24 protein-coding genes are annotated in these 23,283 nt (G+C 68.1%); 7 read left to right on the forward strand and 17 right to left on the reverse strand.

The window, feature by feature from the left end:
• Window positions 1-67 precede the first annotated feature (67 nt).
• The 3 genes from purH to rpe form a co-directional block, all read right to left on the reverse strand.
• Window positions 68-1,657 (reverse strand): bifunctional phosphoribosylaminoimidazolecarboxamide formyltransferase/IMP cyclohydrolase, encoded by a 1,590-nt coding sequence (purH, locus tag FA702_RS11425; RefSeq protein ID WP_136956240.1) that lies wholly within the window; start codon window positions 1,655-1,657, stop codon window positions 68-70.
• A 9-nt stretch (window positions 1,658-1,666) separates the two neighbouring features.
• Complete coding sequence (locus tag FA702_RS11430; RefSeq protein WP_255504542.1) at window positions 1,667-3,421, reverse strand: heparinase II/III family protein; 1,755 nt, start codon at window positions 3,419-3,421, stop codon at window positions 1,667-1,669.
• A gap of 283 nt (window positions 3,422-3,704) precedes the next feature.
• The gene (gene rpe / locus FA702_RS11435) at window positions 3,705-4,367 is read right to left on the reverse strand and encodes a ribulose-phosphate 3-epimerase (RefSeq protein ID WP_124810358.1); all 663 of its coding nucleotides are present in this window, start codon (window positions 4,365-4,367) and stop codon (window positions 3,705-3,707) included.
• Between the two features lie 375 nt (window positions 4,368-4,742).
• On the opposite strand from rpe, the gene FA702_RS11440 reads away from it, so the two are divergent.
• Complete coding sequence (locus FA702_RS11440) at window positions 4,743-5,231, forward strand: DUF2141 domain-containing protein (protein ID WP_136956241.1); 489 nt, start codon at window positions 4,743-4,745, stop codon at window positions 5,229-5,231.
• A 9-nt stretch (window positions 5,232-5,240) separates the two neighbouring features.
• On the opposite strand, the gene FA702_RS11445 is transcribed toward FA702_RS11440, so the two are convergent.
• The 3 genes from FA702_RS11445 to FA702_RS11455 form a co-directional block, all read right to left on the reverse strand.
• On the reverse strand, window positions 5,241-5,987 hold the full coding sequence (locus FA702_RS11445) for an NTP transferase domain-containing protein (RefSeq protein ID WP_136956242.1): 747 nt from the start codon (window positions 5,985-5,987) through the stop codon (window positions 5,241-5,243).
• Window positions 5,988-6,094: 107 nt separating this feature from the next.
• Complete coding sequence (locus tag FA702_RS11450; RefSeq protein ID WP_136956243.1) at window positions 6,095-7,195, reverse strand: inositol-3-phosphate synthase; 1,101 nt, start codon at window positions 7,193-7,195, stop codon at window positions 6,095-6,097.
• A 96-nt stretch (window positions 7,196-7,291) separates the two neighbouring features.
• On the reverse strand, window positions 7,292-8,419 hold the full coding sequence (locus FA702_RS11455) for a CDP-alcohol phosphatidyltransferase family protein (protein ID WP_136956244.1): 1,128 nt from the start codon (window positions 8,417-8,419) through the stop codon (window positions 7,292-7,294).
• A 165-nt stretch (window positions 8,420-8,584) separates the two neighbouring features.
• Between FA702_RS11455 and FA702_RS11460 the strand changes: the two genes are divergently transcribed.
• Window positions 8,585-9,454 (forward strand): CDP-alcohol phosphatidyltransferase family protein, encoded by an 870-nt coding sequence (locus tag FA702_RS11460; RefSeq protein ID WP_255504543.1) that lies wholly within the window; start codon window positions 8,585-8,587, stop codon window positions 9,452-9,454.
• A gap of 14 nt (window positions 9,455-9,468) precedes the next feature.
• On the opposite strand, the gene FA702_RS11465 is transcribed toward FA702_RS11460, so the two are convergent.
• Entirely contained in the window at window positions 9,469-10,971 is a 1,503-nt protein-coding gene (locus tag FA702_RS11465; protein WP_136956246.1) for a lipopolysaccharide biosynthesis protein, read from the reverse strand.
• 60 nt (window positions 10,972-11,031) lie between these two features.
• Entirely contained in the window at window positions 11,032-12,369 is a 1,338-nt protein-coding gene (locus FA702_RS11470) for an MFS transporter (protein ID WP_223806731.1), read from the reverse strand.
• 212 nt (window positions 12,370-12,581) lie between these two features.
• Between FA702_RS11470 and FA702_RS11475 the strand changes: the two genes are divergently transcribed.
• Window positions 12,582-13,208, forward strand: coding sequence for a class I SAM-dependent methyltransferase (locus FA702_RS11475; RefSeq protein ID WP_136956247.1), 627 nt, complete (start codon window positions 12,582-12,584; stop codon window positions 13,206-13,208).
• Here the strand turns inward: FA702_RS11475 and FA702_RS11480 are convergent, their stop codons facing one another.
• Entirely contained in the window at window positions 13,209-14,027 is an 819-nt protein-coding gene (locus FA702_RS11480; protein ID WP_136956248.1) for a hypothetical protein, read from the reverse strand.
• A 149-nt stretch (window positions 14,028-14,176) separates the two neighbouring features.
• Between FA702_RS11480 and lipB the strand changes: the two genes are divergently transcribed.
• Both lipB and FA702_RS23465 read left to right on the forward strand, forming a co-directional pair.
• Window positions 14,177-14,863, forward strand: coding sequence for a lipoyl(octanoyl) transferase LipB (gene lipB, locus FA702_RS11485; RefSeq protein ID WP_136956249.1), 687 nt, complete (start codon window positions 14,177-14,179; stop codon window positions 14,861-14,863).
• Window positions 14,860-15,297 carry a hypothetical protein gene (locus tag FA702_RS23465; protein ID WP_136956250.1) on the forward strand — a complete coding sequence of 146 codons (438 nt, stop codon included), beginning with the start codon at window positions 14,860-14,862 and terminating at the stop codon, window positions 15,295-15,297. Before lipB ends, FA702_RS23465 begins: the two co-directional genes overlap by 4 nt.
• A 15-nt stretch (window positions 15,298-15,312) precedes the next feature.
• Here FA702_RS23465 and FA702_RS11495 read toward each other — a convergent pair whose 3' ends face one another.
• Window positions 15,313-16,200, reverse strand: coding sequence for a CoA ester lyase (locus tag FA702_RS11495; protein WP_136956251.1), 888 nt, complete (start codon window positions 16,198-16,200; stop codon window positions 15,313-15,315).
• Between the two features lie 12 nt (window positions 16,201-16,212).
• On the reverse strand, window positions 16,213-17,322 hold the full coding sequence (locus FA702_RS11500; RefSeq protein WP_136956252.1) for an alkene reductase: 1,110 nt from the start codon (window positions 17,320-17,322) through the stop codon (window positions 16,213-16,215).
• Window positions 17,323-17,408: 86 nt separating this feature from the next.
• Here FA702_RS11500 and FA702_RS11505 point away from each other — a divergent pair, with 86 nt between their 5' ends.
• The gene (locus FA702_RS11505) at window positions 17,409-18,296 is read left to right on the forward strand and encodes a DMT family transporter (RefSeq protein WP_136956253.1); all 888 of its coding nucleotides are present in this window, start codon (window positions 17,409-17,411) and stop codon (window positions 18,294-18,296) included.
• Between the two features lie 154 nt (window positions 18,297-18,450).
• On the opposite strand, the gene nadA is transcribed toward FA702_RS11505, so the two are convergent.
• The 6 genes from nadA to FA702_RS11535 all read right to left on the reverse strand — a co-directional run bounded on the left by nadA (window position 18,451) and on the right by FA702_RS11535 (window position 22,864).
• Window positions 18,451-19,437, reverse strand: coding sequence for a quinolinate synthase NadA (gene nadA, locus FA702_RS11510; protein ID WP_136956254.1), 987 nt, complete (start codon window positions 19,435-19,437; stop codon window positions 18,451-18,453).
• A 55-nt stretch (window positions 19,438-19,492) separates the two neighbouring features.
• Entirely contained in the window at window positions 19,493-20,242 is a 750-nt protein-coding gene (locus FA702_RS11515; RefSeq protein WP_136956255.1) for an adenylate cyclase, read from the reverse strand.
• Between the two features lie 68 nt (window positions 20,243-20,310).
• Window positions 20,311-20,925, reverse strand: coding sequence for a DUF4230 domain-containing protein (locus FA702_RS11520; protein WP_255504544.1), 615 nt, complete (start codon window positions 20,923-20,925; stop codon window positions 20,311-20,313).
• 86 nt (window positions 20,926-21,011) lie between these two features.
• Window positions 21,012-21,974, reverse strand: coding sequence for an MBL fold metallo-hydrolase (locus FA702_RS11525; protein WP_136956257.1), 963 nt, complete (start codon window positions 21,972-21,974; stop codon window positions 21,012-21,014).
• A gap of 68 nt (window positions 21,975-22,042) precedes the next feature.
• The gene (locus FA702_RS11530; protein WP_233497406.1) at window positions 22,043-22,591 is read right to left on the reverse strand and encodes a DUF1465 family protein; all 549 of its coding nucleotides are present in this window, start codon (window positions 22,589-22,591) and stop codon (window positions 22,043-22,045) included.
• Between the two features lie 75 nt (window positions 22,592-22,666).
• Window positions 22,667-22,864: a YdcH family protein gene (locus tag FA702_RS11535; RefSeq protein ID WP_124810340.1), complete on the reverse strand. Its 198-nt coding sequence runs from the start codon at window positions 22,862-22,864 to the stop codon at window positions 22,667-22,669.
• 245 nt (window positions 22,865-23,109) lie between these two features.
• On the opposite strand from FA702_RS11535, the gene FA702_RS11540 reads away from it, so the two are divergent.
• Window positions 23,110-23,268, forward strand: a complete 159-nt coding sequence (locus tag FA702_RS11540) for a YdcH family protein (RefSeq protein ID WP_124810339.1) — start codon at window positions 23,110-23,112, stop codon at window positions 23,266-23,268.
• Window positions 23,269-23,283: the final 15 nt, after the last annotated feature.

A 23,283-nucleotide genomic window follows, 5' to 3' on the forward strand; every position in this document is an offset into this window, starting at 1 on the left:
ATTGCACGATTAAATAGCGATGGGAAGACGCCCTGCCCCCTCCCATCGCGCGTTGGGCCATCGCCCGTCAGTGGCGGAAGTGGCGCATTCCCGTGAAGATCATGGCGAGGCCGGCTTCGTCCGCCGCCTTGATCACGTCCTCGTCGCGGATCGAGCCGCCCGGCTGGATCACCGCCGTGGCGCCGGCTTCCACCGCCGCCAGCAGACCATCGGCGAAGGGGAAGAACGCGTCGGACGCGACCGCGGAGCCGACCGTGCGCGGCGCGTCCCAGCCGTGCGTTTCGGCGGCTTCCCGGGCCTTGGCGGCGGCAATGCGCGAGGAATCGCGGCGGTTCATCTGGCCCGCGCCGACCCCGGCGGTGACTCCGTCCTTCGCATAGACGATCGCGTTCGACTTGACGTGCTTCGCTACGGTCCAGGCGAACAGGCAGTCCTTGAGTTCCTGTTCGGTCGGCTGGCGCTTGGTCACCACCTTGAGCGCATCGTCGGCCAGCGCGCCATTGTCGCGGTCCTGCACCAGCAGGCCCCCGGCGATCGGCACCAGCGTCAGGCCGGGGCGGTGCGCGTCGGGAAGGTCGTTCACCAGCAGCAGGCGCAGGTTCTTCTTGCGCGCGAAGGCCTCCTTCGCGGCCTCGTCAGCCCCGGGGGCGACGACCACTTCGGTAAAAATCTCGCAGATCGCGTTGGCGGTCGGGCCGTCGAGCGGCTGGTTGACCGCGACGATGCCGCCGAACGCCGATACGGAATCGCAGGCCAGCGCCTGGTGCCAAGCTTCCAGCAGCGTGTCGGCCGTGGCGACGCCGCAGGGGTTGGCGTGCTTGACGATCACCACGGTCGGCTTGTCCGTGGCGAATTCGGCCACGAGCTCCAGCGCGGCGTTGGCATCGTTGTAGTTGTTGTACGACAGTTCCTTGCCCTGCACCTGCTGCGCCTGGGGCAGGCCGGCGGTCGCCGGCCGGTTGGGCACATAGAGCGCCGCGTTCTGGTGCGGATTCTCGCCATAGCGCAGCGTCGTCACCAGCTTGCTCGAGAGATTGAGCGTGGCCGGGAAGCGCTGCCCCTGGTCGGCGAACGCGAACCAGCTGGAAATCGCGGCGTCGTAGGCGGCGGTCGCGGCGAAGGCCTTGGCCGCCATCGCCTTGCGGAATGCCAGCGTGGTGGCGCCGCCGGACTGTTCCAGCTCGCCCAGCAGCGTGGCGTAGTCGGCGGGATCGGTGACGATGGTGACGAAAGCGTGGTTCTTCGCCGCCGAACGGACCATCGAAGGCCCGCCGATGTCGATGTTCTCGATCACTTCGTCGCGGTCCGCGCCCTTGGCCACGGTCGCCTCGAACGGATAGAGATTGACGACGACGAGGTCGATCGCGCCGATGGCGTGCGCGTCCATGGCGGCGGCATGTTCGGGATTGTCGCGCACCGCCAGCAGGCCGCCGTGGACCATCGGGTGCAGCGTCTTGACGCGGCCGTCCATCATTTCGGGAAAGCCGGTCAGGTCGGACACGTCGCGCACGGCCAGCCCGGCGTCGCGCAGCGCCTTGGCGGTGCCGCCGGTGGAGACCAGTTCCACGCCGCGTGCCGCCAGCGCCTTGCCCAGATCCGCCAAACCGGATTTGTCGGACACCGAAAGCAGCGCCCGCTTGATCGTCACCTCACTCACAGGGATTTCCTATCTCATCTTCTTGAGCAGCCAGGAGAATGTCTCTCCGCTGCGGGGAATCTTGGCCTGGATGACAAGCTGGCGCGTCCCCATGGGGCGCCCCTGCCCGTCTGCCCACAGGCTTTCCTCGACCGAAACGGGGTCACGGCCGGACCGGAACTGCCACAGGCTGCCGTCGGGAAGGGCCAGAGTCACCCCCAGACCGTCCTCGCCGGCGGCCAGCTCGATATTCGGACCGAGGTGGAAGCGCAAGGCGACGCCGATGGTACCGCGCTTGCCCTTGCGGCCCGCGGGCACCAGCAAGTCCTCCCCGCGCAGCTCGGTGCCGTCGTCGCGCAGGATCAGGATGCGCTGGTGCGACAGGCCGTAGCGCGTGACATAGCCATTGTGGCTCGCCTCAATCCGGGTTGCGCCGCCACCCTTGTCGCCGCGCAAGGTGCGTCGGTCGATCTCGACCTCGGACACGCCCGAGCCGAGCTTGCCGTTGATGAGCACGGCGGTAGAGTTGAAATCGTCGATCGTCAGCGTGGAATGCGCCGCCGTGGCGCGCAGCCCCTGCGCCAGCCGCAGCGGGATGAGGCCGCCGGCAAAGGCTGCGCCGCCGCAGTTGACGATGATCCGTTCCGCGCCATGGCTCAGTTCGAACGCCAGCGTGGAGGCGCAGCCATCGCGGGTGTGGCGGGCCACCGGCGGGGGCGCCGCATCGACCTGAAGCACGGACTTGCCGGCATTCACGCGCTGATAGCCCCACTGGCGGGCATCGCGCAGCGGCCGGGTGCGCACGCCGCTGGCCTTGACCAGCGCTTCTATCCGCGCGGCCGGGACGGCGCCGGCCCCCTGCCAGCTTCCCAGCCCGCCATCGCCGTGCAGCAGTGCCAGCAGCGGCGGAACCAGCAGGTTGAGGATGGTATCGATCTGCGGCGGCGCATCACTGCGGACGGCGGCGTAGCAGGCCTTCAGCCGCACCAGCAGCTCGATCACCTCGATCTGGCCGAGAGGGCTGCGGGAAAGCACGCCGCCATCGTCGCCGATCAGATCGCCCACCGCGCGCATCAGGCCGGCTTCGCCGAACAGCCGGCGGGGATGGCCATCCGCCAGCAGAAGCCCGGCGGCGGTGATCGCGGTCCAGCCGGCGGTTTCGGCCAGCTTGTCGCCCGCCTTGCCGACGTTGCGGTCCAGCCAGCGCGCGGTTTCCTCGATCACCAGCAACATGCGCCCACGCGCCTTCTTGTCCGGGCCGGACAGCAGCAGCGGCGCGTGGATCAGCCAGGACAGCAGGCGGTGGCCGACGTTGCCTACGTCCCACGCCGGGGTGGCGTTGGGCTTGGGGTTGGCCGCCATCCAGATCTGCAGCACCCGTTCGGCAACCTGGGTGCATTGCTGGCGCGGCGCGCAGGCTTCGAGGTCAGCCAGCCAGCCAAAGCCATGGATCAGCCGCTCGAACGGGGGCGACAGGCGCGGGCCGCTGAACTCGACATCCGCGATCGGCGCCTTCACCCCGTGGAGCAGGAAATGGCCGGCGCGCAACGCGGTGCCGGCGGCCGTGTCACCGGGCAGTGGATTGGCGACCGTTGCTGTCAGGCGCGGCCGCGCCCGCTTGCGGAACGGGTTGAGCGCGCCCGCCGGCAGCCCCATGCGATAGGCGAAGCGCACGAAGCGATCGCCCGCGCCCACCGCGGGAGGGGAGAAATCGGCGAGCGCCAGCGCGCGGCCGGGCTCGATCGTTTCGGGCGTGGGCGTCAGTTCGGGCTCGGCTTCGACCATGGCCAGGCGCTCCGGGGTCGGCGCTTCCGTCACAGGCGTTGCGGCTGGCGTTGGCTCGGCCGGCGTTGCTCCGGGCATGGACAGCAGTGGTTCCTCTCCCGGACCCAGCGGAATGGCCGGGCCTTCGCCGTGGCGAGCACCGGGATGGAAGGAACCACGCTTGATCCGTCCGTTGCCTTCCGTTGCCGGCACAGCCTCACCCCGTCCAACGCGCGAACCGGCCTCATTGTTTCCGGCGGCGCCAAAGGCGCGGGCGAAGGAAAGGCCGTTTTCGTTCACGGCGTCAGCCCGCCCCCTTCAGCGCGGCGATATTGGCCGCGTAATGGCTCGGTCCGCCACGGAAACTGGCGGTTCCGGCCACCAGCACGTCCGCGCCGGCCCCGGTGCACAGCCGGGCGGTTTCGAGATCGACCCCGCCATCCACTTCGAGGTGAATCGGCCGGCCGGTCTTATCGATCATCTTGCGGACCGCCTCGATCTTGCGAAGCTGGCTGGAAATGAAGCTCTGCCCGCCGAAGCCGGGGTTGACGCTCATGATCAGCACCAGGTCGATCTCGTCGATGAGGTAGTCGAGCATCTTGGCCGGCGTCGCGGGGTTCAGCGAGATGCCGGCCTTCTTGCCCAGCGCCCGGATCGCCTGCACCGTGCGGTGGACGTGCGGGCCGGCTTCGGGGTGGACGGTGATGATGTCGGCGCCGGCGTCGGCAAAGGCCTGCAGGTAGCCATCGACCGGCGAGATCATCAGGTGGACATCGAACGGCTTCGCCGTGTGCGGACGCAGCGCCTTCACCACGCCGGGGCCGATGGTGATATTGGGCACGAAGTGGCCGTCCATCACATCGACATGAATCCAGTCCGCGCCGGCGGCATCGATAGCGCGAACTTCCTCGCCCAGACGGGCGAAGTCCGCGGAAAGGATCGAGGGCGAAATCAGCGGAACAGCCATGGACGGGAACGATCTTCGCTGCCTGCGGTCTTGCGAACCTGTTTCGGGATACCGTGAACTGTGGACGGCGGGTCGGAAAAAACCGGTCTGATGGGACCGGGCGATTTCTTCACGCCGCGTTCGGGCTTACCGGCGGCGAATCGCCCGAACAAGCGTGAATCCGCCGTTTTCCACACGGATTAGGCCAGGTTGCACACTTTGCCGGCTCCCTGCCGGATTAAGCGCGCGTTCACGGCCCGAATTGGATATGGCGGGGGCGCGAAACCCGCATTACAGGGGCATCGCGACAAAAGGTCAGGCGGTTTCGGTGGTCGGCCGGCAAGAGCGGGCTCCGAAAGCGATGTTGACGGGAACAGCAACTGGGATTGAAGCGATATGACCTTGCCGAGACGTATCCGCGCCGCGGCCGCAGCCGTCCTTGCGCTTGCCGGATCGAGCCTGTTCGCCAGTTCCGCGCAAGCCGCGCCGAATTGCGCCGGCCCCGCGAGCGATACCTGGATCAACATCGTGGTGGATGGCCTGCGCAACGGCAACGGCCTGATCGCAGTGACGCTGTACGAGGACGATTCCCGCAAGTTCCTGGTCAAGCACGGATCGCTCTATGTCGGGCGGGTCGATGCCGCCGCGCCCGAAACGCGCCTGTGCCTGTTCGTGCCGCGGCCCGGCGTCTATGCCATTGCGGTCTATCACGACGAGGATTCGTCGGGGAAGATCAACCGCAGCGGCGTGCTCGGCATCCCCACCGAAGGCTTCGGCTTTTCCAACAATCCGCCGACCATCGCCAGCCTGCCCGCGTTCCGTTCGGTGCGGATCAGCATCCCGCGCAGCAACCTGTCCACGCGGATTCACCTGAAATATCCCTGAGGGGGCGGTTCAGCCCGGCACGCCGTTGAACATCGGCGCGAGATGCCAAGGCGCCAGTTCTTCGGCCAGCGCGTGCGCGCGCGGGTCGTCGACGTCCATCCACCAGGCATCGTCGATGTCCATCGTCGCCGCGCGGCCGCGATCGGCCAGAACCTGCATGCCGTCCGAAAGGCTGCCCGCCTTGCCCGCTGCGATGGCCTCGCGGATCGCCGTGGCCAGCTCCGGCGTGGCCAGGAACGCGCCGCAATCGACCGCGTCATAGGGCTCGATGGTCTTGCCGATGGCGGTGATGAAGCCCCGATCGTCCAGCCGCACCCAGGTGGCGTCGTCGGGATCGACCAGCGGATTGTCGAGCCGGCGGTCGATCGCCAGCGTCACGCCCCGGTCGGGCGCGTCCTGCGCCAGCAGGCTGGCCAGGATCTCGGCCTCGAACATGTGGTCGGCCATCATCAGCAGGTAGTTGCCTTCGCACCGCGTGGCGCCGGCCATCACCGAATGGCCGTTGGGCGTGGACCAGTCGGCCAGGCGCACGGGCACGATTTCCACCGCCAGCCGCTGCGACAGATCGGCCAGGAACGCCTCGACCATCTCGGCGCGGTGGCCGGTGACCACGACCACGCGGGTCACCCCCGCGATCATGGCCTGCCGCACGCCGATTTCGATCAGCGGCACCCCGGCGACCGGCGTCAGCGGCTTGGAAGGGGAAAGGTCGGCAAGCCGGCTGCCATAGCCGGCGGCGATGATGAGCGCGTCCATGATCCTGGGCTTTGCCTCTCTGGGATTCCTGCCGGGCTGAAAAAGCAGCGGGCCGGCCGAACGTCCAACGTCCGGCCGGCCCGCCCTGTTTTGTCGCGTCGGTCCGCTTACTCGGCGGCGAGCGCCTGGTCGGAAACGTATTCCTCGACCATCTGCGCGGCGACGTCGTCGTTGAACTGCTGCGGCGGGTGCTTGCAGAAGTAGGCCGACGGGCCGATCAGCGCACCGCCCTCGCCACGTTCCAGCGCAACCTTGCAGCAACGGATCGCGTCCATCACGCAGGCGGCCGAGTTCGGGCTGTCTTCCACCGAAAGGCGGAGTTCGAGGTTCATCGGCACGTTGCCCCACTGCGCGCCTTCCAGGCGCAGGAAGCACAGCTTGTTGTCCTTCTGCCAGGGAACATAGTCCGACGGGCCGACGTGGATGTTCTCGTCCTCAAGGCGCTGGGCCAGCATGGCCTGCACCGCCTCGGTCTTCGATTCCTTCTTGCTGCCCAGACGCTGGCGGTCGAGCATGTTCATGAAATCGGTGTTGCCGCCGGTGTTGAGCTGGTAGGTGCGCTCCACGGTCACGCCGCGCGCGCCGAACAGGCTGGACAGCACGCGGTGGACGATCGTGGCGCCGACCTGCGCCTTGATGTCGTCACCCACGATCGGGATGCGCTTGGCGCGGAACTTTGCTTCCCATTCGGGACGGCTGGCGATGAACACCGGCATGCAGTTGACCACCGCGACGCCGGCTTCGAGCGCGCATTCCATGTAGAATTCGGTCGCGTCCTGCGAACCGACCGGCAGGAAGTTCAGGAGAACCTCGGCGCCCGTTTCCTTGAGCGCGGCGACGATCGATTCCTTGGTCGCTTCGGGCGCGTCGGCCACGATGAAGCCCTTGTCGCCCATGCCGGTCATGTGATCGGCAACGCCATCGAGCTTCTTGCCCATGATGACCTTGGCGCCGGTGGCCGGAACGTCGGGGAAGAACACGGCGGTGCAGTTCGGACCGGCGAAGATGGCTTCGCTGATGTCCTTGCCCACCTTGCGCGCGTCGACGTCGATGCCGAGCACGAAGTCCACGTCACCCGCGCCGTAGCCACCGATCCGGTCATGGATCAGGCCCTGCGACGAGTTGTTGTTCCGATAGTGATAGACCCCCTGGACCAGCGAGCTGGCGCAGTTGCCCACGCCGATCACGGCGACCTTGATTGGCTTCATGAATCTCGATCCCTTCACACAGGCGCCAAGCGGCGGCTGTAACTAAATTGCCTCATTTCCATTTCGCGCGGCAAATGCAAGCACATTTCCCTGACGTCATGCTTGCGTAGGCCGCAGGGCAAGGATGACAGCGACCAGCCATCCCCCGGCAGCAACCGCAAACAGGGCAAGCACCAGCGGAGCAAGCCCGAACGCAATGAGCAATGCGAAAGCCAGTGCGAAGAAATCCCGGCTAGTAAGGTAAGTCAGCCCCTGCATCAAGCGCGATGGCTCACCGTTCGTACCTTGCCGACGGTAATGGTCCTTCACCACGTCAAAACTGAACGGCGCCTGACTGCGCGCGGCGGCCCGGCCGATCATCACCAGTCCGCTGGCCAGCAGGACAAGGCCGGCATAGCCGAACGTCGCATAGACCACTTCGCCGCGCATCTGCAGGTTGATGGCCACGCCCAGCAGGAACGACAGATTCGTCGCGGCATCCACGAGGCTGTCCATCTTCGCGCCCGCCGGCGAGCTGCGGAAGGTGGCGCGCGAAATTTCCCCGTCAACCCCGTCGAAGATCGATGCGGCCTGAAACAGGATCGCCCCCACCACCAGCCCGGTCGCTCCCCAGAACAGCAGGCTGGCGAACATTGCGGCGGCGATCAGCCCGGTGCCGACGGTTGCGTGAACCGGGCGGATTCCCGGAAAATGCAGCAACAGCGCGGAAATCGCCTGCGAGATGGGCCGGTTGAGATGGCGCGAGACGATTCCGTCGGTCGGCTTGGCGGTGGAGCGCACGACGGCGCGCGCGGCGGCGGCCAGCCGGCGCGACGATTCCGCACCCTGGGCGGTCATCCGTCCGGCGACCTGGTTGGCTTCCTCCTGCGGCACGACCTGCACCAGATCGGCCTGCGTGATGCCGTCGGGTTCGGCGATCGCGCGCAGGATCGCCTCGGCGGCCGGCTGCCGATCGCCGGGAATCATCGCCACCCGGTCGAACCCGCCTTCGACCGCGAGGGCCGATCCGTTGCCGAAATGCACGTCCATGCCATCGGCCAGCCGGTCGATCTCGGCGCGCGTCGCCGCCGAAGGTTCCCATCCCGCGCCGGCGGTGACCCAGCATACCGAAAGGCCCGCGCGCCGTGCCTCGCGCACCGAACGCGCGGCGGCGGGAACGCCCGCGACCAGCCGCTCGGCATCGCGCCCCGATGCGAAAACGATGACTCCCAGCGGCAATTTCATCTATTCGATCCCCAGGGCTGGCCGAATGAACGCATCCACCCTGTTCAGTAAGTGGCGCGGCTTATATAGCCGCCATCGGCGGTCGCCAAGGTGGCGAAACGTCGGGAGGTATTTCGGATGATTACGCGCGCAGTGGAACCTCGTCGGCCGCAACGGCCGCGCGAAATGCAGGATCCGCTGAACCTGTACCTCTATCATCCGCTGTCCTGGCAGCTGGCGCGCCGGCTCGCGCACACGCCGGTGACGCCCAACATGGTTTCGGTGGCCGGGGGCCTATTCGTCGTGGCGGCGGGTTTCTGCTACTGGGGCGTGCCGTGGCCGCTCGGCGCGGCGCTGGGCATGGCGCTGCACATGACCTGGCATATCGTCGATGGCGCGGACGGCGATCTGGCGCGGGTTACCGGCAAGTCCAGCCCGCTCGGCGAAATGGTCGACGGCATTTGCGACTATACCAGCCATATCGTGCTCTACGTGCTGCTCGCCTTCGTGCTCACGCGCACGATGGGGGCGGGCTGGGCCTGGTTCTGGACGCTGGCGGCGGGCGCCAGCCACATCGTGCAGTCGAACCACGTCGAAGTGCAGCGGCGCTTCTACCAGTACTGGATGTACGGCGTGCCCTGGCTGCACAACGCCAAGGGCGACCAGCCGGGCCTGTTCGAGGAGAAGCGCGGCCCCTGGCGCATCTTCCTGCAGACCATCGTGCGGCTTTACCTGCGGCTGGCGGCGGGCATGTCGCCCCACGCGCTGGTGATCGACGGCGCGGTCAAGGCGGCGCAGGCCGATCCCGCGCGGCTGGCGGCGATCCGGGCCGAAGTGCGGCGCGAACAGCAGCCCTTGCTGCGCGTCCTGAAGCTGCTCGGCCCCAACCCGCGCGCAATCGTGCTGGGCCTGGCGATGTTCGCGGGCAGCCCGCTTTACTATTTCCTGTACCAGACGGTGGTGCTGAACCTGCTGATGGCCGTGTCCGTCCAGCTTCACAACGCGGCGGCGATGCGCACCGCGCAGCGGCTGGAGGCCGAGGGGCTGACGGCCTGAGAGCCTGACTCCGGTTACAGCACCCGGAAGCGCGCCATCGAGAGTACGCCGGGGCGCAGCGTCGTCCACAGGCGGATCGTGAGGCCATAGACCGCCAGCGCCAGCAGCGGCGTGGCGATCGCCTCGATCCGCGCCGGCGCCCGGAACACATCGGCCAGCGCTTCCTGGAGCAGCAGCCCCGCCGCGCCGCCGGCCAGCGCGCCGATCACGGGGGCGGCGGCGTGGAGCGGAGGTTGCCGCACGCCCAGTTGCTTGAGCCAGTGCCGGCGCAGCAGCGTGGCGACGACCGCCGCCAGCAGCATGGCGGCCGACGCGCCGAGTATCCCGAACGCCGGCGCCAGCAGCGGAACCAGGATGGCGGCGATAGCGATCAGTACCACGTTGATCAGCAGCGCCAGCGCCGGCCGGCGATAGTAGAGGATCAGTTCGCCCACGCCGAACGCGCCGTTGACCGTTTCGGCCAGCACCATGACGATCAGCGCGTGATAGCCGACGACGTAGTGCGGGCCGAACAGGGCCAGCAGCGGTTCGCCTGCCGCGGCCATCAACAGCACGATCGCGAGCTGGATCGTCAGGATCAGCCGCGTCGCGGCGGCGGTGGCTTCGCCGGTCACGACATCGCCGGCGGCGCGCATCGTGCGCGCAATCAGCGGGGTCAGGATGCCGTCGAACGACTGGCGCACTTGCGTGATCGGCGTGCGCAGCTGGCGCAGCACGCCATAGACGCCGGCGGGCGCATCCCCCAGCAGGAAGCCGACGAGATAGAGGTCGATGCGCTGCGCCAGCGAGGTCAGCAGGTCGCTGCCGCTGGCGGGCAGCAGCGAACGGGCGCGCTGCGTCAGCGCGCCGGCATGGGGGCGCCACCGGGCAAGACGCAACGGACCCAGCGAATGGCGCGCGCTCCACAGCGCGGTGCCCGCCAGCGCCAGGCTGCCGGCCCAGTAGCCGAACAGCAGGCCGGTTTCGGTAAAGCCGGCATACCAGGCGGCGAACGTCACCGCCGTGGCGACGTAGGGCTCGATCACGCCGCGCGCCATGACTTCATAGCGCATCATGTGGGTCCAGCGCGTGGCGGCCAGGGCGACATCGCCCGCGGCCTGTCCCAGCACCGCCGGCGCCAGCACGGCCAGTGCGAAGCGAAGATGGTCGGACACCATGGCCGCGGGCAGCACTTGCGCGCCGAGCGCCACCACGCCCGCGATGCCAAGGCCGGACAGAACGGTCAGCAGCAGCGCATCGAGCAGGACATGCGTGGCCGGCCGCGCATCGGCGGCGCCGGTATTGGCTTGCTCCTCCAGCCACGGGAAAATCATCCGCTTCAGCCCGAGGCTGGCGACCGGGACCATCAGTTCGACCACCGCCACCGCCAGGCTGAACACGCCATAGGCCGCCGCGCCATAGAGCCGCGCCCCTATATAGAGGAACGAGGCCCGTGCCGCGAAACGGATGATGAAGCTGAAGGCATTGGAGCCCACGCCCCTGGCAATAACCTTCTGGGGCGTCCCTTCTGCCGTCATGACGGCGCGATAGGACGGCCCATCGGCACTGGCAAGCTCCCCCGTGAGTATGGGGTGGGGTCAGGCGTGGTGCGAAGGCGTGCGCAGCGGCGTGCGCATCAGCAGCACGCACAGCACCACGGCCCCGATCGCCAGCGCTTCCACCACGATCCACGCCAGCCAGTGCGAATGGTTGTAGAGCCACACCCCGATCGCCGGCGCGACGATATAGGCCGAACCGTTGACCGCCGCGACGATCCCCGCCGCCTGCCCTTGTTCGGCGCGGCCAACGGCCAGGCTCGCGCCCGAGGTGAAGCCGGGCCGGAACAGGCCGAAACCCAGCGAGCAGATCGCGAAGCCGACGGTGATGGTGTGCAGGTCCAGCCCGGTCGCCAGCGGCACGGTGCCGATGCAGCACAGCCCCATGCCCCACAGCGTGGAGGCGCGCGGCCCCAGGCGCAGCATCGGGATCAGCCCCCATTGCGCCAGCAGCGTGGCGATCGCGCCGCACATCAGCACCAGCCCGATCGATCCGGCGGCGGCGTCCGGCTGGTGGCGCAGGCCCAGCCGGTCGAGCAGGAGAAAGCCGATCACGCCCAGCAGGATCGACTGCGCGTGGCCGCCCAGCACGCCGGCGGCAAGCCAGCCGCGCAGGCGCGGGTCGCTCCAGCGCAGCCGGTCGCCGCCCGCGTGCTGTGGCTCGGCCTCGGGCAGTTCCTCGGGCGATCCGTCGGGATGATCTTCCACCATGCGCGGGTTGGACGAGGCGCTGAACGGCGCCGCCATGACTTCACCGCGCCCGGCGAAGCGCGGATCGTCATCGGGCAGGCGCAGGCGCAGCGTGACCAGCACGAGCAGGGCGAACACCGAAAAGGCCGCGAAAGGACCGATCAGGCCCAGGCCGGGAACGATCAGCAGCGGCGCCAGCGCCGGCCCCAGCACGGTGCCGAGGCCGAAGCTCGACGCCACCAGCGACAGCGCCTGCGTGCGCTCTTCCGGGCCGGTGCGGCTGGCGACATAGGCCTGCACCGCCGGCGGGGAGGCCGATCCGAACATGCCGTAGAGCGAACGGGCGGCGGCGAAGATCAGGATGGTGGCGGTGCCGCCGAACACGCCGTGCAGGCCGGCGAACAGCGTCAACCCGCACAGCGAGAACGACAGCGCGAAGGCGGCCATGCCCAGCGCCATCATCGCCTTGCGGCCGCGCCGGTCCGACCGGCGCGCCCAGTAGGGCGCCATCAGCATCCACAGCAGCGCGGACCAGGAATAGGCGAGGCTGACCCACACGTCGGCGATGCCAAGGTGCGTGCCGATCGACGGCATCACCGATTGCATCGCGGTGTTGCCCGCCGCGGTGACCAGCATGACCGCGAACAGCAGCGCCATGCGTTCCGGCGGCAAGTGGTCCTTCTCGTGCATCGCGTTTCCGCTCCCTCGCCCTCTCGGCCCCGGACCCGGCCCCAGGCCCGATCCGGCCATTTTTGCGCCCCAGCGACCGGTGTTTTCCCCCGATCTCGCCGTATCTGGTTCGTTCGTTTGCGGTAAGGTGCTTGTCGCGCCCTTGCAATGACAAGACAAATTTGCGACGCGCGGCTTACAGGCCAGTTCAGGAAAAGGGACCCCGCCTCAATATGACTTCCACGCAGGCAGCGCGCGAGCCCCTGGTGCAGAGGGCGAAGCGCAAGGCGGAACGGTTGCTCGGCCCCTTCGGCATCTTTTTCAAGGGCTTTCTCAAGCATCCCGTGATGGTGGGCGCGATCGTGCCGTCGTCGGGGCGCACGATCAGCCGTGTGCTGTCGAAGGTCGACTGGGACGAATGCCGCCTGTTCGTGGAATATGGCCCCGGCGTGGGCACGTTCTGCCGCCCGGTGCTGGAGCGGCTGCGCCGCGACGGGCGCCTGATCGTGATCGACACGAATCCCGATTTCATCGAATACCTGTCGAAGACCATCGGCGACAGCCGGTTCATCGCGATCAACGGCTCGGCTGCCGATGTGGAGGATATCGTCCGCGCCCACGGTTTCGAAAATGCCGATTACGTGCTTTCGGGCCTGCCGTTCTCGACGCTGCCCGAAGGCGTCGGACCCGCGATCATGGCCGCGACGCAGCGGGTGCTGCGCCCCGGCGGCGCATTCCTGGTCTATCAGTACACGGCGCGCGCGCGGGATCTGATGGGGCGCTATTTCCGCCGTATCGACAAGGGCTTCGAGCTGTGGAACGTGCCGCCCTGCGTGATTTCGTGGGGCTGGAAGGAATAACTACTGGAACGTCGCGATGATTTCCGGTCCGGTCGGGCCGGACAGCAGATGATGCATCGCGGCCAGCATCGCCGTCAGATAGACCATCGCCCCCGACGTGATCGCGCTGGATACGGCCGCACCCAGCGCGCGCTGCAGCTCACCGCCCGTGGTCAGCACCAGCACCACGCCCACCAGCATCATGATCAGGCCATAGATCACGAAGAACACCAGCCCCGCCAGCGTCAGGAACACCCCGATGCGCGCGGTGTTGCCGCGCGTGAGCGCCCAGCTCCGGCGAATCGCGGCCACGGGATTGCGCAGGTTCTCGGTGGCGATGACGGGGGCGATCAGCATCACCCGCAGTCCGCAATAGACCATCACCGCGAAGATCATCAGCACGGCGGCGGCGGCCAGAGCCTGGATGCCGGTCAGCGACATCAGCGAAACGAACAGCACGAACGCCCCGCCCAGGGTCAGCCCGATCAGGAGCTGGGCCAGGAGATAGGGACCGGTCATGACGAAGCCGCGCCGGATTGCCTGCGCCACGGTCGGCCGGTCGTGCGCGGTCATCACCACCAGCACGGTCAGCGTGCCGGTGATCTGAAGCACGGACACCAGCAGCAGGAAGGGCATGGCCCGGCCATAGGCATCGCCCAGCAGCGTCATCATCTCGCGCGGGGGGAGTCCTGCGGGAATCTGCGGTTCGGGCACCAGGATGGCGAAGGCCAGCGTCGGCAGCAGGAAGAACACTCCGGCGATGGCGGCAAGCACGTCGCGGTTGGCGGAGACCAGCCGGGTGGCCAATGCCCACGCGGCGCTGCTGTCCAGTCTGATCACGATGCGTCCCTTTCGATGGACGCTCTCCGTAAGCCGCGCGGACAAATTCCACAATGCCGCGGTTTCCCTGCAAACAGGTCCGGCGCGTATGCCCGCTCGAAGGCGTTTGGCACTTGCCAGAGCGCCCTGCCGGGGCCACCTGACGCTCCATGAAGCCCTTGCAGGATATCGAAGTGCGCGTGGAGAGCGCGCCCGTGCCCTATCGCGTGGCGCTGGAGGCGATGGCGGCGCGCAACGCCGCCATCGCCGAAGGCACGGCGTCGGAACTGATCTGGCTGCTGGAGCATCCGCCCGTCTATACCGCCGGCACCAGCGCCGATCCGGCGGAACTGCTCGATCCGCGTTTCGAAGTGGTCGAGGCCGGGCGGGGCGGGCGCTATACCTATCACGGGCCGGGGCAGCGCGTGGGCTATATCCTGCTCGACCTGCGCAAGCGCGCGCGCGACGTGCGCGGGTTTGTCCATGCCGTCGAAGGCTGGGTGATCGATACGCTGGCCGATTTCGGCGTGGCCGGCCGCCGCGCCGAAGGGCGCATCGGCATCTGGGTAGACGGGCCGGAGCGGAATGGCCTGCCCGGCGGCGAAGCCAAGATCGGCGCGATCGGCGTGCGCATCCGCCGCTGGGTGACGATGCATGGCTTTTCCGTCAATCTGTCCCCCGATCTCGCGCATTTCGGCGGCATCGTGCCTTGCGGGATCGAGGAATTCGGCGTCACCAGCATGAAGGATCTGGGGCTGGAGGTTGCGCCGGAGGTATGGGATCGGGCATTGCTCGCCCGCGCCGGAGATTTCCTTGCCCGGCTTGACGTGCCATGCCCGCCGGAGACCGCCCGATGAAGCGCAGAGTACCGACCATTTCCGTAGCCCTGGCACTGGTTGCCTGCGCCACGCTGGCGGGGTGCGGCAAGAAGGCGGGGAACGACAACGGCAAGGCCCAGGCCGCGGGGGGCGAAGTGCTGCCCGGCACGGTCAGCGACGCGATGATCGATCTCGACCGGTCGCAGGCCGAAGCGCCGCTTCAGGCCCCGAAGCCCGGCGAGGCGGCCAAGGCCGGCGCTGCCGCGCCGGTGGCGGATGCGAGCGCGGCCGTGGATGAGTCTGTCCCCGATGCGGCACCGGGCGTGCCGACTCCTGCGGCCGGGGCCGCGGCACCCGAGCCAAAGCCTGCCACCTCCGCCACGCCCAGGCCGGCCAGTACGGCGAAACCGGCGGTCAAGCCGACCCCGAAGCCTTCGCCCAAGCCTTCACCGACCCGCTCCGGCGGAAACTGACCGGAAACGCAACGGTCAGGCGATGCCCAGCAGCTGCCGTGCCTGTTTGAGGTGCGGCTGGTCGATCATCCGCCCGTCGATCTGCAGCGTTCCCGCACCGGGATTGGCGGCGAAGGCGTCGACGATGGCGCGGGCGTGGGCCAGTTCCGCGTCGGTGGGCGCGAAGGCGGCGTTGATCACCGGCACCTGCGCCGGATGAATCGCCAGCATTCCCGCAAAGCCGTCTGCCCGCGCGGTTTCGGCGGCGGTGCGCAGGCCGGCTTCGTCGCGGAAATCGGCATGCAGCGTATCGACCGGCCAGACCTCCAGCGCATGCGCGGCAAGTAGCGTCTGCGCGCGCACGAAGCGGAAGGTATCGGTCCAGCGGCCGGCGGCATCGCGCTTGCGCGTGGCGCCGAGCACCGCGGAAAGGTCTTCCGCGCCCCAGGTCAACCCGGCGAGGCGCGGCAGCGATTGCCCGACATAGGCGGGAATGGTCAGCGCGGCGCCGGCGGTTTCGCTCACCAGCGGCAGCAGGCGCGTGGAACCGGGGGCAAGGCCGTGGCGCTGCTCCAGCGCATCGAGTTCGGCGGAAACCAGCCGGACCTGGTCCGGTCCTTCGGTCTTGGGCAGCACGATGCCATCGGGCGCGCCGGCCATGATCGCGGCCAGGTCTTCGCGCCACAGGCTGGTATCGATGGCGTTGATCCGCAGCCACCGCGCCTGGCGGGTGCCGGCATGTCCGGGGTCGGCGGCGCGGCGCGCTTCCAGCCAGCCGCGCGCTACCTCGCGCGCGGCGGCCTTGGCGGCGGGCGCGACCGCGTCCTCCAGATCGACGATGATCGCGTGCGCCCCCGTTTCAGGCGCCTTGGACAGCTTCTTCTCGCTGTCGCCGGGCACGAACAGCCAGGAACGGGGGGGCATCGCTTTCTCCTGTCAGACGGTTTCCCGCGCCGTCTGCTGCGCCAGCGTGGGGTAGTCAATATAACCTTCGGGACCGGGGAAGTACCAGCTACGCGGCGCGTTGACGTTGGGCGCCAGTTCCGCGCCGATGCGGAAGCGTTCGACCAGATCGGGGTTGGAGATGAACGGCCGGCCAAAGCTGACCGCGTCGCACCGGCCCGAAGCGATGTCGGCGGCGGCCTGCTCGGCGGTATAGTCGCTGTTCAGCACAAGCGGGCCGGTGAACAGGCTGCGGATCAGTGCGTCCTGCTGGGGCACGTCGGTGGAGCCGAACGTGCCGTTCGGGCCGGGCTGGCGCAGTTCGAGGAAGCCAAGGCCCAGCGCCTCGATCGTGCGCGCCGCCTCGCTGAAGATCGCGGCCGGATTGCTGTCGTCGACGCCCTGCGTATCGCCGTTGGGCGAAAGCCGGATCGACACGCGGCCCTTGCCCCAGACCGCGATCAGCCGTTCCAGCACTTCGCGCATCAGCCGCACGCGGTTTTCGGGCGAACCGCCGTAATCGTCGTCGCGCAGGTTGGCCTTGTCGCGCAGGAACTGGTCGATCAGGTAGCCGTTGGCGCCGTGAAGCTGCACGCCGTCAAAGCCGGCGCGCTTCGCGTTTTCCGCGGCGTGGCCGTAATCGTCGACGATGCGCGGCAGTTCGTCCAGCCGCAGCGGGCGGGCGACCACGAAATCCTTGGTGCCGGAGGGCGTGTGGGCGTGGCCCGGCGCGCGCGTGGCGGAGGAGGAGACCGGCAGTTCGCCGTCGAGGAAATCGGGGTGGACGATGCGGCCCATGTGCCAGAGCTGGCAGACGATGCGGCCGCCGGCGGCGTGGACCGCTTCGGTCACCGGCTTCCAGCCTTCGACCTGCGCGTCGGTCCAGATGCCCGGCGCGCTGGGCCAGCCCAGCCCTTCGCGGCTGATCCCGGTCGCCTCGCTGATAATGAGGCCCGCGCCGGCGCGCTGGCGGTAGTATTCGGCCATCATCGCGTTGGGCACGAAGCCCGGATCGGCGCGGCCGCGCGTCAGCGGCGCCATCAGGATGCGGTTCGGCGCCTCGATGGCGCCCAGGGTGATCGGCTGGAACAGGGAATCATGCATGGACAGGACATCTCCGGAATGGGAAGGAGACCAGTAAAGGAGCCTGCGTTTCCTTTTGCAACTGACTTTGGGCTTTAGTGATCCCCATGAAAACTTCCCGGCCCGAAACACCGACGCACTCCGGCCCGAAGCCGCTGCACTATGCCGCGCTCCTGCTGGGCAACGTCGCCCTGGCGCTGGGACCGCTGTTCGTGCGCGTGGCGGATTCGGGGGCGGTTTCGGCCGGCTTCTGGCGCCTGTTCCTGGCGCTGCCGCTGCTCGCGCTGTTCGCGCGGTGGAATCGCCAGCCGCTGTTCGGCTACAGCCGCCGCGAACTGGGGCTGGTGACGATCGCGGGCGTCTTCTTCGCGCTCGATCTGGCCAGCTGGCATATCGGGATCGAGCGCACGCGGCTGGGCAACGCCACCCTGTTCGGCAATTCGGGCAGCGTGATCCTGATGATCTGGGGCCTCGTGGCGATCCGCCGGCGCCCCCGCGCGATCGAGGTGCTGGCCGTGGTCATGGCCACGGTGGGCGCGGTGGTGCTGCTGGGCCGGTCGCTGGAGATCGGCGCGCGCACGTTGGCGGGCGACCTGTTCTGCATCGTCGCCGGCCTGCTCTATGTGGTCTATATCCTGGTGATCCAGCAGGCGCGGGGCCGGTTCGGCAGCTGGTCGCTGCTGTTCCTGTCGAGCCTTGCCGGAAGCCCGGTGGTGGCGGGCATCGCCCTGGCGATGGGCGAGCCGTTCTGGCCGCACGACTGGGGACCGCTGATCGGCCTGACGTTGGCCAGCCAGATCGTCGGGCAGGGCCTGCTGGTCTATGCGCTGCGCCACTTCCCGCCGCTGGTGGTGGGGTTGGCGCTGCTGACGCAGCCGATCGTGTCGGTGCTGGTCGGCTGGCTGGCGCTCCACGAAGTGCTGTCCGGACCGGATGCGCTGGGCATGGCGCTGGTCGGCGCCGCGCTGGTGCTGGCGCGGCTGGCGGATCGCTAGGGTAGGATCACATCGCCCTCGCTCGTCATTGCGAGGGGCAAAGCCCCGAAGCAATCCAGAGCCGCGCGCGGAACTCTGGATTGCTTCGCTACGCTCGCAATGACGAAGCCGATCAGACGGAAGCCTTCAGGCTTTGGACTGCTTCCGGCGACGTTTACGCCCGGCCCAGATCGCCCTTGCCCACCGTCCCCGCCGCCATCTCGAGCATCGCGTCGAGGCTCTTCTTGGCGGCAAGGCGCAGGTCCTCCTCGATCTCGATGCGCGGCGTCAGGTCGCGCAGCGCGAGGTAGAGCTTCTCCAACGTGTTGAGCGCCATGTAGGGGCAGATGTTGCAGTTGCAGTTGCCGTCCGCCCCGGGCGCGCCGATGAAGGTCTTGCCCGGCATCGCCAGTTCCATCTGATGGATGATGTGCGGCTCGGTCGCCACGATCAGCGTGTCGCCGGTCATCGCCTTGGCGTAATTCAGGATGCCGCTGGTCGATCCGACATAGTCGGCATGGTCCACGATGTGCGGCGGGCATTCCGGATGCGCGGCGATCGGCGCGCCGGGGTGCTGCGCCTTTAGCTTGAGCAGCTCGGTCTCGCTGAACGCCTCATGGACGATGCACACCCCCGGCCACAACAGCATGTCGCGCCCGAACTTGCGGTTGAGATAGCCGCCCAGATGCCGGTCCGGGCCGAAGATGATCTTCTGTTCGGGCGGGATCTTCGACAGGATCGTTTCCGCGCTGGACGAGGTGACGATCACGTCCGACAGCGCCTTCACCTCGGTCGAACAGTTGATGTAGGTCAGCGCGATGTGATCGGGATGCGCCTCGCGGAAGGCCTTGAACTTGTCGGGCGGGCACGAATCCTCGAGGCTGCAGCCGGCGTCGAGATCGGGCAGGACCACGATTTTTTGGGGCGAGAGAATCTTCGCCGTATCGGCCATGAACTTCACGCCGCAGAACGCGATCACGTCCGCGTCGGTTGCCGCCGCCTTGCGCGAAAGCTCCAGCGAATCGCCGACGAAATCGGCCAGATCCTGGATTTCCGGCCGCTGGTAATAGTGCGCGAGGATGACGGCGTTGCGCTCCTTGCGCAGGCGCTCGATCTCGGCGCGCAGGTCGAGGCCGGACAGGTTGGTGGGCTGGGCGGTCATCGGCGTGGGTTCCCTTTCGCGGCCGGTGGAAAGGCGCCCGGCCCGCGAGGGGGACTTAGGCGGCGTACCCGCCCGCCGCAATACCCTCCGCCCAGCCGACGAACGGCGCGAAGCCCGCCAGCGCCATGATCGCGAGGTGCACCGCGACCAGCGCGGCGGCGCTCCACCACGTTGCCGGATGGACCTTGCCCAGCACCTTGCGGTCATGCCGGGCGAGAATGGCCAGCACGCCCAGTTGCACGGAAAGTTCCGCCCAGGGGGCGAAACCGCCGAGCAGCGGCATGGGCAGGATGCGGCCGATCCCCGGCTCCATCACGATCACCGTCGCGCCCAGCATCAGCCGCCGGTGCCAGTCGGTGCGCCGGCGCAGCGCGATCGCCGCCGCGAACAGGCCCACGAACGTGAAGACTTCGCCGAGGCTGAGCGCCAGCATGTAGGCATTGGTGAAGAACGGCGGAACGCGGTGCAGTTCCACCGCCTTGACTACGGTGAGCGGCCCCAGTACCGCGATCGCGCCGACCAGCAGCAGGCTGGACCAGCCCAGGCGTCGGTGCAGCGCGGTGTTGCCGCCCGCCGCCAGCAGGTTCTGCGTGACCATCAGGCCCAGCCAGCCGACCATCGCCGCGCCGTGCAGGTGGACCCAGAACGGCACGCGTGCCGGCTGCACGAAACCGCGCGCGAACCATTGCAGGAAGCCGAACACGACCAGCGCGGCGATGCCCGCCGCCATGCGGACGAAGAACGCCTGATCGGCGCGATAGGAAAGGGGGCGGGATTCGGAAAGAAACGGGAACGCGGTAGCCATCGGGGAATCTCCGATCAGTCCAGGCGCGTCCCGATATTATAAGGGTGCGCGCGGACCAATGACGCCCGTCACCCCGGATTCGGTTCTCCGTCGAAAAGTACCACGACCTTTACTTCGCCGTAACCGGCAACCTGCAGCGGAATACCCAGATTTTGCCGGATAGCTTCTTTCGCCGCGCCGCGCGCCAGGGTCATCAGCACCGGGTTGCCGGCCTGTTCCACCGCGATCTGTTCGGCCAGCCGGGTGTTGTCGCGCGTCAGCTTGTCCTGCGCGTCGCGCGTGATCCACACCCCTTCACGCAGGTATTGCGCGCGCGCCTCGTCCAGGTTGGGGCGGCTGACGGTAAGCGGCGGCAGACGCACCGACAGCGTCTTGGTCGCGGCGTCCCACTTCATCCGGTCGCGCCCCACCTGATCTAGCGCGATCGTATAGTCGACGCGCGCCGGAATCACCGCGACCTGCTTCGATTTTACCAGCCCGAACAGCCGCGCGTCGTCGCTCGACACCACCGGCGCGAGCTGCGCGCTGAACACGGTGAGCTTGTCCTGCTTCTCGAACGCGATCAGCGAGGTGGCGAGCGGATCGCCGAGGTCCGCCGGGCGGAACTGCCGCCACGCCAGCCAGGCCGCGATGACCGTGACCACCAGAAACAGCAGCCAGGGCAGGGCGGAAACACGCGCCAACGCCGGTGGCCGCGATGACGGCGCGGATGGAGCCGACGCGGGCGGGGGCGGGGCACCGCTTCCGGAAGTGGCCGGTCGGTCGGAGGTCAGGAAAGGCTCGTCCATACGTCCCCCGAACGCGCGACACGGCCCTGCCGTTCCAGATCGATCAGATGCGCCAGCACTGAACGGCCGGCGGCGCCGTGCAGCCTAGGGTCGAGGCCCTTGTACATCGCGGCGACCATGTCCTCGATCGTCCTCGGCGCGCTTTCCAGCAGGGTCACGATCTGCCGTTCGCGCTGGCGGCGATGTCCCAGCATGCCGCGCACGAACTGGCGCGGGTTGGGGATCGCCGGGCCGTGCGCGGGATAATAGATCCTGTCGTCGCGGTCGAGCAGCTTCTGCAGGCTGGCCATGTAGGCGGCCATGTCGCCATCGGGAGGGGAGACGACCGAGGTCGACCAGCCCATCACGTGATCGCCGGTGAACAGCGCGCTGCTTTCGCGCAGGGCATAGCACACGTGGTTGCTGGTGTGCCCTGGCGTAGCGACCGCTTGCAGCGTCCAGCCCGTGCCGGACAGCGTTTCGCCGTCCTCCAGCACCCGGTCGGGGCGATAGGTCGGATCGAAGGCCGCGTCCGCGCGCGGCCCCGTGTCCTCGATCACCAGCGGCGCGCAACCGATCACCGGGGCGCCGGTCGCGGCGCGCAGGGGATGGGCGGCCGGGCTGTGATCGCGATGGGTGTGCGTGCACAGGATCGCGACGAGGCGCGCGTCGCCGATCGCGGACAGAATGGCCTCGATATGGCCATCGCCCTTCGTGTCGGCATGGCCCGCGACGCCGGTGCCGTTCGGACCCGGATCAATCACCGCCACCTCGTCGCCGGCGCCGATGATGTACGTTCCGGTCCCGGTGAAGGTGTAGGGCGAGGGGTTGGGCGCCAGCACGCGCCGCACCAGCGGTTCCAGCGCTTCGGCCACGCCTGTGTTCCACGTGGAACGGTCGGCGGGATCGACTGCTGGATTGGCGGCAGAATTGGCGGGGGCGCCCTGCGTTTCGGTACTGCTCATCCCCAAGCTATGGGGATTGCCGGACGGTGGCGCAACCGTTCGCGCGGGCCGGGGGGGGGGAGGGGGCGTCAGCCGGCGGTTCCGGCGAACCGTTCGTCCAGGCGTTCCCGCAGGCGGTCGATGACGCTGACGTTCTGCCCGCCCCCATTCCGCCCGTCCTCGCTCCGCCATGCCCGTTCGAGCCGGGTAATCCGCTCGTACAGCCGCTCGCTTTCATGGACCAGCAGGCGCGCGTCGGCGGGCAGCATGTCCAGCGCGGCCGGATCACTGGCGGGATAGTTGGCGATCAGCCGGCCGTGACGGCGCAGTTGCAGCTCGGAAAGCTCGCCCGCGAAATAGGCGCGATGGTTGAGCAGCCAGGCCAGGCAATGCATCACGCGCGTCGTCGTGCGCAGCGCCTCGCAGGAAAACTGCACGCGCAGCAACTCGTCCTCGGTGGCCGAGGCATCGTTGCGCAGCCTTTCGAAGCGTTCGCGCAGCACATCGGCGAGGACGAGGGCCTCGCTGTAGAGCGCTTCGACGATGCGCGGATGAATGCTGGGCATGAGCGGCATGAAGCCCGCATAATCCGCCGCGCCGGCACTCGCCAACAGGGCCTTGGCGAAGGACCTGTTCAAAGATGGTTCTGTATCGTTCCGGCACAGGCGCGCGAACGGGAGCGGCACCGCTCCCCCGGCGCAGGGCCTTGTTTTTCAGGCTATAATGTCGGGGATCAGATAGTCTTCGAGAATGGCGATCTGATCGCGCAGCAACAATTTGCGCTTCTTCAGCCGGGCGATCTGCAACTGGTCGCGCACCCCGGCGTTGGTCAGCGCATCGATCGCCGCGTCAAGATCGCGGTGCTCCAGACGCAACGCTTCCAGCCGCTTGCGCATTTCCTCTTCGGTCACGCCCTAACACTCCGTGGCGCGGCGGGTGGTTCCTTTCCCGCGACGTACGGTCGATCCCGTATTCGCAGCATCCCGGCGCGGATTAACTTGCAAGATACGGGGAATGTGAAAGCATGACAACGCAGCCGCCGCAGAGTCGGCGATTGTATCACCGGCGGGGTGTCCCGCGGGACACGACAATAGCGGGAAACGCCCGCCAGCAGGAAGCCACGTGCGGGGATAGGCCCCGCAAGGAGGACAAACGCATGGAAACGTCGCATATCAGCGCATTGCGGACGAAACACGCCGGTCTGGAACGCCAGATCGAGCAGGAAATGGCCCGTCCGGTGCCTGATGATACCCTCCTGCAGGACCTCAAGAGGCGAAAGTTGCGGATCAAGGAAGAGATCGCGCAAATCCACTGACGCCAAGCGCCGGCC

The organism is Novosphingobium sp. EMRT-2, from assembly GCF_005145025.1.
Taxonomy (GTDB): domain Bacteria; phylum Pseudomonadota; class Alphaproteobacteria; order Sphingomonadales; family Sphingomonadaceae; genus Novosphingobium.